Genomic DNA, 15,176 nt, shown 5'->3' with positions numbered 1-15,176 from the left:
GGGCAAAAGCGCGAAGCGCGTCTTCGCGCAGATGTCCCGGGCATCCACGGACTTTGGTGCCTTGGAGAAGAATGTGGATGGCCGGGACAAGCCCGGCCGTGACGGAGCAAGGGGCAGGGGCCGTCGTGTCCTCTCGGCCGCTGCGCTGACGTTTATCCTCGCCATCATTGCCTTCGTCGGTTGGGTCTACTCCCTCGGCCCGCTGCCACTCGACGAGGCGCGCCAGGTCTCCACGACCATCGTCGACCGCAATGGCAAGCTGCTGCGCGCTTACGCCATGGCGGACGGCCGCTGGCGGCTGCCGGTCGATGCCAAGGCGAACGTCGATCCGACCTATCTGAAGCTGCTGCTCGCCTATGAGGATCAGCACTTCTACACCCATGACGGCATCGATCCGCTGGCGCTCGGCCGCGCCGCATTGCACCTCACAACACGCGGCCATATCGTCTCCGGCGGCTCGACCATCACCATGCAGCTCGCGCGGCTGATGGAGCCGCGGCAGCAGCGCTCGCTCTATGCAAAGCTGCGGCAGATTGTGCGTGCGATCGAGATCGAGCGAAAGCTGAGCAAGGAGCAGATCCTCAACCTCTATCTTGCGCTCGCGCCTTACGGCGGCAATCTCGAAGGCATCCGCGCCGCCTCGATCGCTTATCTCGGCAAGGAGCCGAAGCGGCTGTCGCTGGCCGAGGCCGCGCTGTTGGTCGCGCTGCCGCAATCGCCGGAGACGCGCAGGCTCGATCGTTATCCCGACGCCGCGCGCAAGGCGCGTGACCGCGTGCTCGACCGCATGGTCGAGGAGCATCAGGTCGGTCTTGAAGACGCGAGGCAGGCCAAGGCCGTTCCGGTGCCGAAGTTGCGCAAGCCGATGCCGATCCTGGCGCCGCATGCTTCCGACAGCGCCCTTTCGACCGTCAAGGACACGCCGGTCATCAAGCTGACGCTGGATGCGAATTTGCAGAAGGTGCTGGAGCCGCTGGCGCGCGACCGCGCCATCGCGCTCGGGCAAAACATCTCGGTCGGCATCATTGTGGTGGACAATGAGAGCTGCGACGTGCTGGCCCGCGTCGGCTCGGCCGATTATTTCGACGAGCACCGGGCAGGACAGGTCGACATGACCCGCGCCATCCGCTCGCCGGGTTCGACCCTGAAGCCCTTTATCTACGGGTTGGCCTTCGAGGACGGCTTTGTCCACCCCGAAAGCCTGATCGACGACCGACCGGTCCGCTTCGGCTCCTACGCGCCGGAGAATTTCGACATGACGTTCCAGGGCACGGTGCCGGTGAAGAAGGCGCTGCGGATGTCGCTGAACGTGCCCGCCATCGTGCTGCTCGACCGCGTCGGCTCGAGCCGGCTGGCATCGCGGCTGCGGCAGGCGGGCGGGAATCTGGTCTTGCCGAAGGACGAGGCGCCGGGGCTCGCCATGGGGCTTGGCGGCGTCGGCGTGAGCCTCCAGGACCTGGTTCAGCTCTATACCGGTTTCGCCCGGCTCGGCACCACGAAGCCGCTGCGCGAGGTCATGACGGACATGGACGCGCGCGAGCCGCTGCGGCTGCTCGATCAGGTCGCGGCCTGGCAGGTCGGCAACGTGCTGCTCGGCACACCGCCGCCGGAAAACGCTGCGCATAACCGCATCGCCTTCAAGACCGGTACCTCCTACGGCTACCGTGACGCCTGGTCGGTCGGGTTCGACGGCCGCATGACCATCGGCGTCTGGGTCGGCCGGCCCGACGGTGCGCCGGTTCCGGGCTTGATCGGCCGCGTGGCCGCCGCACCCATTCTGTTCGATGCCTTTGCCCGGTCCGGCAAAACGCTCGTGCCGCTGCCGAAGCCGCCGAAGGGCACTCTGGTCGCCAGCAATGCGAAGCTGCCGTTGCCCCTGAGGCGGTTCCGTCCGGTGGGCGAGCTGGTCAGGACTGGGGCCGAGCAGGCCCCGCACATTCAGTTCCCGCTGAACGGTTCCCGGATCGAAGTCGACCGCGCAAGTGGGCCAGACGCGACCGCCATGCCCGTCAAGGTCGCCGGCGGGGTATTGCCCATGACCATTCTGGTTAACGGCATGTCGCTCGGCGAGATCGACGGACGCCGCCAGCGCTTGATCGATCCGCCCGGACCCGGCTTTGCCCGCCTGACCGTGATCGACGCCACGGGCGCCGCGGACACAGTCGTCATTCGAATTCAATGACCTTCTCTCAAGCGGTTGTGGCGATAGCGGTTTCAGCGTAAGCGGAACCGATGGTCGAGACCTACCCAAGCCCCCGTTTTGGCGCGCCGCGAGAGCCGAAATCGCCCGTGAATCCGGGTAGCCGGCTCGTGCTCATGCTCGACTTCGTCACGGCCAGCCACGCCCGCGCCATCGGCTTTCTGATGCTCTGTGCGCTGCTGCTGTTCCTGCCGGGCTTCTTCACCATCCCGCCGATCGACCGCGACGAGGCGCGCTTTGCGCAGGCTACCAAGCAGATGGTCGAGAGCGGCGACTATGTCGACATCCGCTTCCAGGAGGACGTCCGCTACAAGAAGCCGGTCGGCATCTACTGGCTGCAATCGGCTGCCGTCGAAGCCGCTTCGGCGCTCGGGCTGCCGCGAGCCGAATTGCGAATCTGGGTCTATCGGCTGCCGTCGCTGATTGGTGCGACCGGCGCCGTGCTCATGACCTATTGGGCCGCGCTCGGCTTCGTCACGCGCCGCGCCGCGGTGCTGGCGGCGCTGATGATGTCTGCTTCCGTGCTGCTCGGCGTCGAGGCACGGCTCGCCAAGACCGATGCGATGTTGCTGTTCTGCGTGGTCGCGGCGATGGGCGCGATGGCGCGGGCCTATTTGTCCTGGCAGCGTGCCGAGGACGAGACGCATCCGCCTTGGAGCCGGCCCGCGATCTTCTGGACTGCGCTGGCCGTCGGCATCCTGATCAAGGGACCGCTGATCCTGATGTTCGCAGGCCTGACCATCGTCGCGCTCGCAATCCAGGACCGCGATGCGTCCTGGCTGTGGAAGCTGCGCCCGGTCTGGGGCCTGATGTGGATGCTGGTGCTGGTGCTGCCCTGGTTCGTCGCGATCTTCTGGCGCGCGGGCGATGCCTTCTTCGCCGATTCCGTCGGCGGCGACATGCTGAGCAAGTTAGGGGCCCAGGAATCCCACGGCGCGCCGCCCGGACTTTACCTGGCGTTGTTCTGGATCACGTTCTGGCCCGGCGCGCCGCTTGCGGCGATGGCGGCGCCGGCGGTGTGGCGGGCGCGGCGCGAGCCCGGCGCGCAATTCCTGCTGGCGTGGCTGATCCCGTCCTGGATCGTGTTCGAGGCGGTGCTGACCAAGCTGCCGCATTACGTGCTGCCGCTCTATCCGGCGATCGCGATCCTCACCGCCGGCGCGCTGGAGCGGCGCGTGCTGTCGTGGTCCTGGCTGATGCGCGGCTCGGCCTGGTGGTTCGCGATCCCCGCGGGCGGCTCGATCATCGCGGTGGTGGGCGCCGTCATGCTGACGCGGCAGCCAGCTTTCGTGGCCTGGCCGTTCATCGCGGCTGCGCTGATCTTCGGGCTGTTCGCCTGGTGGCTCCACGACAACAACCGCGCCGAGCGCTCGCTGCTCAACGCGCTGGTCGCTGCCCTGATGCTGGCGGTGGCGATCTACGGAATCGTGCTGCCCTCGTTGATCCCGCTGTTTCCGAGCATCGAGATCGCGCGCGCCCTGCGCAGCGTCACCTGCGTCGGGCCGAAGGCGGCATCGGCCGGTTATCACGAGCCGAGCCTCGTGTTCCTGACCGGCACCTCGACGCTGCTCACCGACGGGTCGGGCGCAGCGGACTTCCTGCGGCAAGGAAGCTGCCGCTTCGCGCTGATCGAGCAGCGCTCGGAGCGCAGCTTTGTGCAGCGCGCCGAGGCGACCGGGCTGCGCTACAAGGTCGGCGCGCGCATCGATGGCTATAATTTCTCGCAAGGGCGCGCGATCTCGATCTCGATCTTCCGCTCGGAAGGTACCGAGTAGGATGTCGGCATCCAGCGACATCGCGCCGCGCGCGAGCTATCCCGCGCAATTGCTCGCGGTATCCTGGAGTGCGCTCGCGCAGCTGGTGCGCACGCCATCGCATTCGCGCCGTGCCGAGGCCGCGCGGAAGCTGGCGCGGCATTCGCTGTGGCTCAGCATGGCGGGCGCGGCGCTGGTCATCGCGCTCATGGTCGCGTTCGACCGCACCGAGATCCAGTTGATGCCGGCGCGTGGCACGCCTGGGCTGTGGCCGATCCGCATCCTCACCGATTTCGGCAAGGACGAGTACGTGCTCTCCGTGCTGGCCATAGCGCTCGTGACCGTGGCCCTCGTTGCGGCCGGCCTGCATGGCACCCGCCGCACGCTGCTGCTCGGCCTCGGCACCCGGCTGCAATTCATGTTTCTGTCCGTTGCCGTCCCCGTGTTCGTCGCCGAGATCCTGAAATTTCTCATCGGCCGCGGGCGTCCTTTCGTCGGCGGCCAGGCCAATCCGTTCAACTTCATACCGTTCGAGGGAACGGGAGCTTATGCCAGTCTGCCGTCCGGACACGCGGTGACAGCCTTCGCACTGGCGTTTGCGGTGTCCGCACTATGGCCGCGCCTGCGCGTGTTCATGTTCACCTACGCAATCGTGATCCTGCTGACGCGGCTGGTGCTGCTTGCGCACCATCCGAGCGACGTGGTGGCCGGCGCCCTGGTCGGCCTGGTCGGTGCCATGGCGGTCCGGTACTGGTTTGCGGCCCGAAGGCTCGGCTTTGCCATCCGCGCCGACGGCACCATCGTGGCGCTTCCGGGGCCGCTCGCGGGCCGCCTCAAAAGGGTTGCCCACGGGGCATCGGCCCCATAAAAGCGGCTGCCTGCCGGGGCCCCGGTTCCCCGGGGCAGACCAATTCCAACCACGAGCTTTCGATTTGTCGTCGTCCCAGCCTTCGGTTTCCATCGTCGTTCCCGTGCGCAACGAAGCCGATAACATCGCGCCTCTGATCGCGGAGATCGGTGCGGCGCTCGACGGCCGCTGGGCCTACGAGATCATCTACGTCAACGACGGCTCGACCGATGCGACCGGCGAACGTCTCGCCGGGATCATGCAGCAGCGGGACAATCTGCGTCAGCTTCGCCACGCCAGATCGACCGGCCAGTCCGCCGCGGTACGCAGTGGCGTGCGCGCAGCGCGCGGCACGATCGTGGCCACGCTCGACGGCGACGGCCAGAACGATCCGGCCTTCCTGCCGGACCTGATCGCTGCGGTCGAGCAGGGAGCGGGGCGCGTCGGTCTCGCTGCCGGACAACGCGTCGGGCGCAAGGATACCGGCTTCAAGAAATTCCAGTCGCGGGTGGCGAATGGCATCCGCAACGCGATCCTGAAGGACGGCACGCGCGACACCGGCTGCGGGCTGAAGGCGTTCCCGCGCGAGGTCTTCGTGACAATGCCCTATTTCGACGGGCTGCATCGCTTCCTTCCGGCACTGGTTCGCCGTGAAGGTTACGAGATCGCTTATGTCGACGTGATCGACCGGCCGCGCCATTCCGGCGTCTCAAATTACGGCTTCTTCGACCGGCTGTGGATCGGGATCATGGATCTCGCCGGCGTGTGGTGGCTGATCCGCCGCAAGAAGCCGACACCGGATGTGACTGAGGTGAAGGCATGATCATCCAATACGGCCAGGCGCTGAGCAATTATTTCTATGACGTCTTCATCGCCAAGTTCGACTTCTGGCTCGCGTTCGGCTTGATTGCGCAGCTGTTCTTCACCGCGCGTTTCCTGGTGCAATGGATCGCGAGTGAGCGCGCCGGAAACAGCGTGGTGCCGATGGCGTTCTGGTTCTGCTCCATGGGCGGCGGCCTGATGACGCTGATCTACGGCATCGTGAAGCGTGAGCCCGTCATCATCCTCGGACAGGTCTTCGCCACCATCATCTATGTTCGCAACATCATGCTGATCTGGAAGAACCACGGCACTGCTTCGAAGACGCTCGATCGCTAATGCGGCCGGGACTAGCGCGGCAGCGCTGACGCCGCGCCTGACGCGGGCAGGGCGGCCGCATCCGCCTCGCTCTTGCGGTAAGGCTCGCCCGCTGTGTCCAGCACGGGATAGGCCACCGAGCAGATATGCGAATGGATGCGGCGCAAATCGCGCAGCACGTCGAGATGCAGCGACGTGGTCTCGATGGTCTCGGGGCGGCCTTCGCGCAGGCGCTCGAGATGGCGTTCGACCGCTGCAAGCTCGGTGTTGCGCAACGCCGTCTTCTCGACCAGCAGCTTGCGGGCCTCGTTGGCGTCGCCCGCCATGAACACGCCGAAGGCAATCCGCAGCGAATCCATTGTGCGCTTGTGGAAGGCGGCGAGTTCCTCGGCGCCCTCCGCCGAGAATTGGAAGCGCCGCTTGATCTTCTTGGTCGCGAGTTCGCTGAGACTCTTGTCGATGATGTCGCCGATATGTTCGAGGTTGATGGCGAAGGAGATGATCTCCATCGCGCGCCGGCCCTCGCTCTCGTCGAGGCTGCCCCGCATCAGCTTCGTCACATAGAGTTTGATGGCTTCGTCGAGGCCATCGACGAAATTGTCCATTTTCGAGACCTGGTCGACCAGCGCCCGGTCGCCCGTCATCATGGCGGCCATCACCTTGCGCAGCATGATTTCGACGAGGTCGCCCATGCGCAGGGTCTCGCGGGCGGCATCGGCGAGTGCCAGTGACGGTGTCTCCAGCGCGGTCTCGTCCAGATAGCGCGGCCGGGCCGGATCGGCCTCCTGGACGCGATCGGGCAGGATCCGGGTCAACAGGCGCGACATGGCGTCGAGCAGGCCGATGAAGATGACAGCGGTGCCGACGTTGAACGCAATGTGGAAGGCCGCCGTCATTCTGGCGAGATCGGGTTGCCAGGCCTGCATGTGCTCGGCGATCGTGCCCAGGAACGGCAGGACCAGGACGATCCCGATCACGCGGTTGATGAGATTGCCCACCGGCAGGCGATAGCTCGCAGGATCGTCACGCTTGGCGCCTTCGAACACGGGATTGATGGCGCTGCCGAGATTGGCCCCGAGCACCAGCGCGAGCGCGGCGTAAGGCGAGATGAACTGCGAATAGGCCAGCGACATGATCAGCAGCACGCTGGCGACGCTCGAATGCACCGCCCAGGTGACGAGCGCGGCAATGACGATGCACAGCACGGGATCGCCGGTGATCGCCGACATCGCGACACGGACGCTCGGCGCATTCTCCGCCGGCGCCAGCGTGTCGAGCAGGATATGCAGCGACAGCAGCATCAGGCCGAGGCCGATCAGGACGCGGCCGATGTCCTTGATGCGCGAGCGCGGGCCCAAGCGGAAGGCGACGAGCCCGAGCACAAACAGGACCGGCGCGACAGCTGCGATGTTGAACGACAACACCTGCACGATCAGCGTCGTGCCGACATTGGCCCCTAACATGATGGCGAGCGCGGCGACGAGGCTGAGCAGGCCCTCGGCGGCGAAGGAACTCGTGAGCAGCGCAGTCGCGGTGCTGCTCTGAAGCAGCGCCGTCAGCCCGAGGCCGGCGGCAAAGGCGCTGAAGCGGTTGCTCAGCGCCTTGCCGAGCAGCCGCCGCAGGTCGGGACCGAAAGCGCGCAGAATCCCGCTGTGGACCATGTGCAGGCCCCATAGCAACAGTGCCACGCCGCCCATCAGATCGAGCAGAACCAACGTTCCCATGCTCCGTGTCCGGATTGGAGTCGAGTGCTGAGGCTAGCGCCAAACCACAACGGATCAAATCATTTGTTGGCGCGTCGGCGTTAACGTCTACGGCAGCCGCGCGTTCCCAAAGGCGCGGTGCCGCGTCCTCAGGCGTGATGCCCAGTGAGCAGGCTCACATTGCAGCCTTGAGGGCAGCGAAGCCGCGGTCGAGATCGGCCTTGAGGTCGTCGACGCTTTCGAGCCCGATATGCAGACGCAGCGTCGGGCCGCCCGGCGCCCACTTGGTCGCGGTGCGATAGCTGTCGCAATCGAAGGGAATCACGAGGCTCTCGAAGCCGCCCCAGGAGAAGCCCATGCCGAACAGCTTGAGCGTGTCGAGCATGACATCGACGGCTTTCTGCGGCGCAGGCTTCAGCACGATGCTGAACAGGCCCGATGCGCCGGTGAAGTCGCGCTTCCAGATCGTATGGCCCGGATCGGCTTCGAGCGCCGGATGCAGCACGCGCGCGACCTCGGGCCGGGTCGCGAGCCAGCGCGCCATATCGAGGCCGGAACGATGATGTTGCGCGAGCCGAACCGACAATGTGCGCAGGCCGCGCAGCGCGAGGAAGACGTCGTCTGGGCCGGCGCAGACGCCGAGCAGGCGGACGCCTTCGGCAATCTGCGGCCAGGCCTTGGCATTGGCGGAGATGGTGCCGAACATAATGTCGGAATGACCGCCGATATATTTGGTGGCAGCCTGCATGCTGATGTCGACGCCCTGTTCGAGCGAGCGGTGATAGAGCGGGGTTGCCCAGGTGTTGTCGTCGATGACGAGCGCGCCGTGCGCATGCGCGACATCGGCAATGGCGCGGATGTCGGGCATCTCGAACGATTGCGAGCCTGGTGCCTCGACCAGCACCGCGCCTGTGTTGGGCTTGAACAGCTTTTCGATGCCCGCGCCGATCAGCGGGTCGAAATAGCTGGTCTCGATGCCGTAACGGGCGAGCAGGCCGTTGCAGAAATTGCGCGTAGGGCGGTAGACGTTGTCGCAGACCAGCAGATGGTCGCCGGCTTTCAGCACGGAAAGCAGAGTGGTGGAGATCGCCGCCAGCCCGGACGGCGCAATGCCGACACCGGCGCATTGGGGCCCCTCCAGCGCCATCAGCGTCTCCTGGAACGCCCTGGTGGTTGGGGTGCCATGGCGGCCATACTGGAACTCGCCGCGATGGGCGTGCAGGTCCTCGGCGGTCGGATAGAGCACGGTCGAGCCGTGAAAGACCGGCGGATTGACGAACCCCTTCTGCGCTTTGGTGTCGCGGCCGGAGGTGACCAGCCGGGTCTCGGCGTGCTGCTGGAGGGGGTCTGAGGAATCCATGCGTCTGCTTTCAAAACCGCGTTTCCGCCGGGCACGTCGCGCCCACGGGCCAGCCGGAGGCCGCTGTCGTTAATAACAGAACACAGAAGAGTCCCGTCAACCCCTTGACCCGGCTCGCCAGTCGCTCTCAGATGCGCAGGTGCTATTCAGTCGCCGCATGTTGAGGGGCCTGCCGCGACCTTCGATCCATCGTCTGACCGGACCATGCGCCCATAATCATCGTGGCGGGCGCGTGCGGCAGGGATGAAGGTATGGCCTCCCGGGATGGGCGAATGTTCGGCGAGTTTTTCAGCATGACTCTTGCAAGGCCAGTCTTGATACGGCTGGCCCGGGCGGAGACGATCCTGAGACAACGTTCCAGATATTGAGACGACTTTGAAAGGCCCAAAGCCCATGAAACGCGTAACCCTGGCTCTCACCCTCGCTTTCGCCGCCGGCCTCACCGCCCAGGCCGCAGATGCGCAAACGCTCAAGACCGTCAAGGACCGGGGCATGCTGTCCTGTGGCGTCAGCCAGGGCCTGCCGGGCTTCTCCTCGCCCGACGACAAGGGCAACTGGACCGGGCTTGACGTCGACGTCTGCCGCGCGATCGCCGCGGCAATCTTCAACGATCCAACCAAGATCAAGTTCGTGCCGCTGTCCGCCAAAGACCGCTTCACGGCGCTGCAATCCGGCGAAATCGACGTGCTCTCGCGCAACACCACCTGGACCATCTCGCGCGACACCTCACTCGGCGCCAACTTTACCGGCGTGACCTATTATGACGGGCAGGGCTTCATGGTGAAGAAGTCGCTCAAGGTGAATTCGGCGCTCGAGCTCAACAGCGCCTCGGTCTGCGTCCAGACCGGCACCACCACCGAACAAAATCTCGCGGACTACTTCAAGGCCAACAACATGAAGTACGAGGTGATCGCGTTCGGCACCAATGACGAAACCGTCAAGGCCTATGAAGCCGGGCGTTGCGATGTCTTCACCACCGACCAGTCGGGCCTGTACGCCAATCGTCTGAAGCTTGCCAATCCCGGCGATCACATGGTGCTCCCCGAAATCATTTCGAAGGAGCCGCTCGGACCGATGGTGCGCCACGGCGATGACCAGTGGTTCGACCTCGTCAAATGGACGCTGTTTGCCATGATCACCGCCGAAGAGCTCGGCGTGACCTCGAAGAATGTCGACGAGAAAGCCAAACTGGAGAATCCGGAGTTGAAACGTGTCATCGGCAGCGACGGTAATTTCGGTGAACAGCTCGGCGTGACCAAGGACTGGGTGGTACGGATCGTGAAGGCCGTCGGCAATTACGGCGAGGTGTTCGATCGCAACGTCGGCGCGGGCTCGCCGCTCGCCATCAATCGCGGTCTGAACAATCTCTGGAACAAGGGCGGTCTCCAGTACGCGCCGCCGATCCGCTGATCCGCGCGCTCCGCCCGCGGCGATGAGCACCGAGGCCCGCAAACCGCCAGCCCAGATCGCGCTGAAGATCAGGCGCGTGCTGGGCGGCAAGACCGGTTGGAACGGCATCGCAGTTCAGTTTGCGTTCGCGGCGATCCTGGGCTGGATTGCTTATGAAATCGTCTCCAACGCCCGGGCCAACCTCGAGAACCAGCACATTGCCGCCGGCTTCGGCTTCCTCAGGAACAATGCAGGCTTCGACGTCAATCAGACCCTGATCTCGTACACGGGGTCCGACACGTTCTTGCGCGTGTTCATAGTCGGGCTCCTGAACACGCTTATCGTCTCGGTGGTGGGCATCGTCTTCGCCACGCTGATCGGCTTCATCGTCGCGCTATGCAGGTTGTCGCCCAATTGGCTCCTGTCGCGCATCGGCGAGCTCTATGTCGAGATCATCCGCAACCTGCCGCTTCTGTTTCAGATCCTATTCTGGTACCTGGCGGTGCTTGCGGCATTGCCCAACCCGCGGCAGAGCATATCTCTTTTGGGCATCTCCTTCGTCAGCAACCGCGGACTGGTCGTTCCGCGTCCGATCGGCGAATCCGGGTTCGAGGCATTCCTGGCGGTACTCGTCTTCGGCATCGTTGCCTCGCTGGCGCTGCGCTTTTATGCGCGGCGTGCGCTGTTTCAGCGCGGCCAAATGATCCGCATCTGGCCCTATGTATTGGGGCTCCTGTTCGGGCTTCCGCTGCTCACGATGCTGGTGTTCGGTCCGCCCTTCAGCTTCGAGCTGCCGCAGCTCAAGGGTTTCAATTTCGCCGGCGGATCGCGGATCATCCCGGAGTTCGTAGCGCTGGCGCTGGCCTTGTCGACATACACGGCCGCCTTCATCGCTGAGATCGTGCGCGCCGGCATTCTCTCCGTGCACAGCGGACAGATGGAGGCGGGAGCGTCACTGGGGCTGAGCCGCGGCACCACGCTCCGGCTCATCGTCGTGCCGCAGGCCATGCGCGTCATCGTGCCGCCGCTGACCAACCAGTATCTTAACCTCACCAAGAATTCTTCGCTGGCGGTCGCGATTGGCTATCCCGACCTGGTGTCGGTATTCGCCGGCACGTCGCTGAGCCAGACCGGTCAGGCGATCGAGATCATCGCCATGACGATGGGCGTCTACCTCCTGATCTCGCTCATCACCAGCGCCGTCATGAGCATCTACGGTTGGCGCATCAGCCGGAGCCTCGGCGCATGAGCGATATCACCTCGTCCGCCTTCATCCGTGAAGATCTGGTCGCCGAACGTCCGGCGCCGGTGAAGACCACGGGCTTCATCGGCCTGGTGCGCACCCGCCTGTTCAATTCGCCGACCAATATCCTGCTCACGATCGTCGGCGCCTTGCTGCTCTGGTTCACCATCGTTCCCTCCGTCAAGTTCCTGGTGGTCGATGCGGTCTGGTCGGGCAACGATCGGACCTCTTGTCTTGCAGAGACTGCAGGATTTGCCGTTGGTGCCTGCTGGCCCTACATCCAGGCCAAGCTTCCGCAGTTGATCTACGGTTTCTATCCCGAGGCCGAACGCTGGCGGGTCAACCTTACTCTCGTCCTGGCAGTGGTTCTGCTGTTGCCGCTGCTGATTCCGCGCCTGCCGGCGAAGGGGTTCAACGCCGGCCTGTTTTTCTTCGCCTTTCCGGTGGTCGCGTTCTTCCTGCTGCACGGTGGCGGTCTCGGCGGCTTCGGCCTGAGCTGGACGGCCGGCCTGCTGCAATTGTTCGACGACAGCATCATCGGCGCCGGACAGGCCGTGCTCAGCCTCAGCAAGAGCTCGCCAATCGGACCGCTATTGTGGGTCGTCGGCAACCTCATCCTGCTGGTGGGCACCGCGATCTACTGGCTGATCTATCCGCTGACCTGGCTGCGCGACCAGCTCCAGGGGACGGGGCAGTCGGTGTGGACCGATTTCGCCATCACGGCTGTCGTCGTCATCCTGATCGCCTTCTTCCTCGGCGGCGGCATACGCGCCGGCTGGCGCGCCCTCGCATCGAGCATCGCCGCCTTCGTCGCCGTTGCGATCATCATCAAGCTGATGGGGCTCGATCGCGGCGGACTGCCCATCGTGCAGACGAATCTGTGGGGCGGGCTGCTGGTGACGCTGGTGGTCTCCGTGACCGGCATCGTCACCTCGCTGCCGATCGGCATTGCGCTGGCGCTCGGCCGCCGCTCCACCATTCCCCTGATCCGGATATTCTCGATCGCCTTCATCGAGTTCTGGCGCGGCGTGCCGCTGATCACCGTGCTGTTCTTTGCCACCTACATGCTGCCCTTGTTCTTGCCCGGCAATTTCACGGTCGACGGTCTGGTGCGCGCGTTGATTGGAATTTCGCTGTTTACGGGCGCCTATCAGGCTGAGAACGTCCGCGGCGGGTTAGCTGCGATCCCGCGCGGGCAGGGCGAGGCGGCAGCCGCCCTGGGGCTGTCCTGGTGGAAGATGACCTCGCTGATCGTGTTGCCACAGGCGCTGCGCCACGTCATCCCCAACCTCGTCAACAGCTTCATCTCGTTGTTCAAGGATACCTCGCTGGTCTCGATCGTGGCGCTGTTCGACCTCCTCGGCTCGCTCAGGGCGTCATTCTCGGACCCGAAATGGTCGACGCCATCGACCGCGTTCACCGGCTTTGCCTTCGCCGGCATCATCTACTTCATCTTCTGCTTTGGAATGTCGCGCTATTCGCTGTTCGTCGAGCACCGCCTCAACGCCCACCGCCGCAACTGATCGAGCTCACCATGTCCGATAGCCCCATCGTCAAGATTTCCGGCCTCAACAAATGGTACGGCGAATTCCACGTGCTGCGCGACATCGATCTTTCGGTCGAGAAGGGCGAACGCATCGTGATCTGCGGCCCCTCCGGTTCGGGCAAGTCGACGCTGATCCGCTGCATCAATGCGCTCGAGGAGTTCCAGGAGGGCGAGATCGTCGTCGACGGCATCGAGCTCGGACCGAATCTCAAGCACGTCGATGCGGTGCGCCGCGAGGTCGGCATGGTGTTCCAGAGCTTCAACCTGTTTCCGCACCTGACCGTGCTGGAGAACTGCACGCTGGCGCCGATCTGGGTGCGCAACATCCCGAAGAAGGACGCCGAAATCAACGCGATGAAATTCCTGGAGCGGGTCAAGATCCCGCATCAGGCCAACAAATTTCCGGGGCAGATGTCCGGCGGCCAGCAGCAGCGCGTCGCGATCGCCCGTGCGCTGACCATGAACCCGAAGGTGATGCTGTTCGACGAGCCGACCTCGGCGCTCGATCCCGAAATGGTCAAGGAAGTGCTCGACACCATGGTCGACCTCGCCCGGGAAGGCATGACTATGCTGGTGGTCACCCACGAGATGGGCTTTGCCAGGGAAGTCGCCAACCGCGTCGTGTTCATGGATGCCGGCCAGATCATCGAGGCCAATACGCCGAACGAATTCTTCGCCAACCCGCAGCATGCGCGCTCGAAGCTGTTCTTGAGCCAGATCCTGCGGTGACGTGATTCCTCATGGTGAGGCGCGTGCCAGGCACGCGTCTCGAACCATGACGGCCCGGCCGCTTGCCGCGGCGATCCATCGAGACGCGGCGCCGAGCGCCGCGCCTCTGGATAGGCAATAGGACTCGGCTTTTCGTTGCTCAACTTGATCGGGAATTCGTAAGTTCTGCGAAACGCCGCGTTCGACCTGGAGCTAGGCGCACCAGGCGCTAGACGAACGGTGGCTTGATGTTGCTGCGCTTCTCCAGCCACTCCGGCACGGGGAGATTCTTGGCGCGCATGAAGTCCGCATTGAACAGCTTCGACTGGTAGCGGCTGCCGGAATCGCACAGCACGGTCACGATCGTCTTGCCCGGCCCGAGCTGTTTTCCGAGGCGCACGGCACCGGCGATGTTGATGCCGGTCGAGCCGCCGAGGCAGAGGCCTTCGTGCTGGAGCAGCTCGTAGATCACGCTGACGGCCTCAGTGTCGGAAATGAGATAGGCATCATCGACATTCGCGGTCTCGATGACTGGTGTCTTGCGTCCGAGCCCGATGCCTTCGGTGATCGAGTCGCCCGGCGTCGATTTCACCTCACCATTCTTGAAAAGCTCGTACATCCCGAAGCCGTGCGGATCGGCACAGGCGGTGACAATGTCCTTGTTCTTTTCCTTGAGGTACCGGCTGACGCCAGCGAGCGTGCCGCCAGTGCCTACCGAGCAGACGAAGCCGTCGACCTTGCCGCCGGTTTGCTCCCAGATCTCGGGGCCGGTGGATTCGTAGTGCGCCTTCGCGTTGTCGAGATTATTCCACTGGTCGGCGAACAACACGCCGTTCGGCTCGGTCTTGCGCAACTCATCGGCGAGGCGGCGGCCGACATGCTGGTAGTTGTTGGGATTGGCATAGGGCAGGGCCGGCACCTCGATCAGCTCGGCGCCGCACAGCTTGAGAAATTCCTTCTTCTCCTGGCTCTGCGTCTCCGGGATCACGATCAGCGTGCGGTAGCCGCGCGCGCTTGCGACGACCGCAAGGCCGATGCCGGTATTGCCGGCGGTCGATTCCACCACGAGCCCGCCGGGCTTCAGCTCACCGCGCTTCTCGGCCTCCAGGATCATCCATTTGCCGGCGCGGTCCTTCACGGACTGGCCGGGATTCATGAACTCGGCCTTGCCGAGAATGGTGCAGCCGGTCAATTCCGAGGCGCGCTTCAGCTTGATGAGCGGGGTGTTGCCGATGGCTTCGACAACGTCATTTTTGATGGTCATGTCAGGCAATTACCGGCTGGTTTAT

The 15,176-nt window shown here is 64.5% G+C and carries 12 protein-coding genes; 9 read left to right on the top strand and 3 right to left on the bottom strand.

Features of this window, described 5'->3' with window-relative positions:
• Positions 1-31: 31 nt before the first annotated feature.
• The 5 genes from pbpC to IVA82_RS30755 all read left to right on the top strand — a co-directional run bounded on the left by pbpC (position 32) and on the right by IVA82_RS30755 (position 5,959).
• The gene (pbpC, locus tag IVA82_RS30775; protein ID WP_247382331.1) at positions 32-2,182 is read left to right on the top strand and encodes a penicillin-binding protein 1C; all 2,151 of its coding nucleotides are present in this window, start codon (positions 32-34) and stop codon (positions 2,180-2,182) included.
• Positions 2,183-2,232: 50 nt separating this feature from the next.
• Entirely contained in the window at positions 2,233-3,975 is a 1,743-nt protein-coding gene (locus tag IVA82_RS30770; protein WP_247382299.1) for a glycosyltransferase family 39 protein, read from the top strand.
• Position 3,976: 1 nt separating this feature from the next.
• A complete protein-coding gene (locus IVA82_RS30765) occupies positions 3,977-4,822 on the top strand; it encodes a phosphatase PAP2 family protein (protein ID WP_247382298.1) in 846 nt (281 codons plus the stop codon).
• Positions 4,823-4,886: 64 nt separating this feature from the next.
• Positions 4,887-5,624: a glycosyltransferase family 2 protein gene (locus IVA82_RS30760; protein WP_247382297.1), complete on the top strand. Its 738-nt coding sequence runs from the start codon at positions 4,887-4,889 to the stop codon at positions 5,622-5,624.
• Positions 5,621-5,959 carry a lipid-A-disaccharide synthase N-terminal domain-containing protein gene (locus IVA82_RS30755; protein ID WP_148738423.1) on the top strand — a complete coding sequence of 113 codons (339 nt, stop codon included), beginning with the start codon at positions 5,621-5,623 and terminating at the stop codon, positions 5,957-5,959. Before IVA82_RS30760 ends, IVA82_RS30755 begins: the two co-directional genes overlap by 4 nt.
• A gap of 11 nt (positions 5,960-5,970) precedes the next feature.
• On the opposite strand, the gene IVA82_RS30750 is transcribed toward IVA82_RS30755, so the two are convergent.
• Together IVA82_RS30750 and metC are read right to left on the bottom strand one after the other, a co-directional pair.
• Positions 5,971-7,662 carry a Na/Pi cotransporter family protein gene (locus IVA82_RS30750; RefSeq protein ID WP_247382296.1) on the bottom strand — a complete coding sequence of 564 codons (1,692 nt, stop codon included), beginning with the start codon at positions 7,660-7,662 and terminating at the stop codon, positions 5,971-5,973.
• A gap of 154 nt (positions 7,663-7,816) precedes the next feature.
• A complete protein-coding gene (gene metC / locus IVA82_RS30745) occupies positions 7,817-9,001 on the bottom strand; it encodes a cystathionine beta-lyase (RefSeq protein ID WP_247382295.1) in 1,185 nt (394 codons plus the stop codon).
• A gap of 393 nt (positions 9,002-9,394) precedes the next feature.
• Between metC and IVA82_RS30740 the strand changes: the two genes are divergently transcribed.
• Genes IVA82_RS30740 through IVA82_RS30725 form a run of 4 tightly spaced genes read left to right on the top strand, consistent with a single transcriptional unit; the run spans position 9,395 to position 13,908 of the window.
• Positions 9,395-10,411 (top strand): amino acid ABC transporter substrate-binding protein, encoded by a 1,017-nt coding sequence (locus IVA82_RS30740; protein ID WP_247493677.1) that lies wholly within the window; start codon positions 9,395-9,397, stop codon positions 10,409-10,411.
• Between the two features lie 22 nt (positions 10,412-10,433).
• A complete protein-coding gene (locus tag IVA82_RS30735; RefSeq protein WP_247493676.1) occupies positions 10,434-11,639 on the top strand; it encodes an ABC transporter permease subunit in 1,206 nt (401 codons plus the stop codon).
• Positions 11,636-13,156, top strand: coding sequence for an amino acid ABC transporter permease (locus IVA82_RS30730; RefSeq protein ID WP_247382292.1), 1,521 nt, complete (start codon positions 11,636-11,638; stop codon positions 13,154-13,156). Before IVA82_RS30735 ends, IVA82_RS30730 begins: the two co-directional genes overlap by 4 nt.
• Positions 13,157-13,167: 11 nt before the next feature.
• The gene (locus tag IVA82_RS30725) at positions 13,168-13,908 is read left to right on the top strand and encodes an amino acid ABC transporter ATP-binding protein (RefSeq protein WP_247382291.1); all 741 of its coding nucleotides are present in this window, start codon (positions 13,168-13,170) and stop codon (positions 13,906-13,908) included.
• Between the two features lie 208 nt (positions 13,909-14,116).
• On the opposite strand, the gene IVA82_RS30720 is transcribed toward IVA82_RS30725, so the two are convergent.
• Positions 14,117-15,151 (bottom strand): cysteine synthase A, encoded by a 1,035-nt coding sequence (locus IVA82_RS30720; RefSeq protein WP_247493675.1) that lies wholly within the window; start codon positions 15,149-15,151, stop codon positions 14,117-14,119.
• Positions 15,152-15,176: the final 25 nt, after the last annotated feature.

The organism is Bradyrhizobium sp. 142 (assembly GCF_023074015.1).
GTDB lineage: Bacteria > Pseudomonadota > Alphaproteobacteria > Rhizobiales > Xanthobacteraceae > Bradyrhizobium.
The sequence above is the reverse complement of the archived record's forward strand: the minus strand, read 5'-3'. Positions and strand labels throughout refer to the sequence as shown.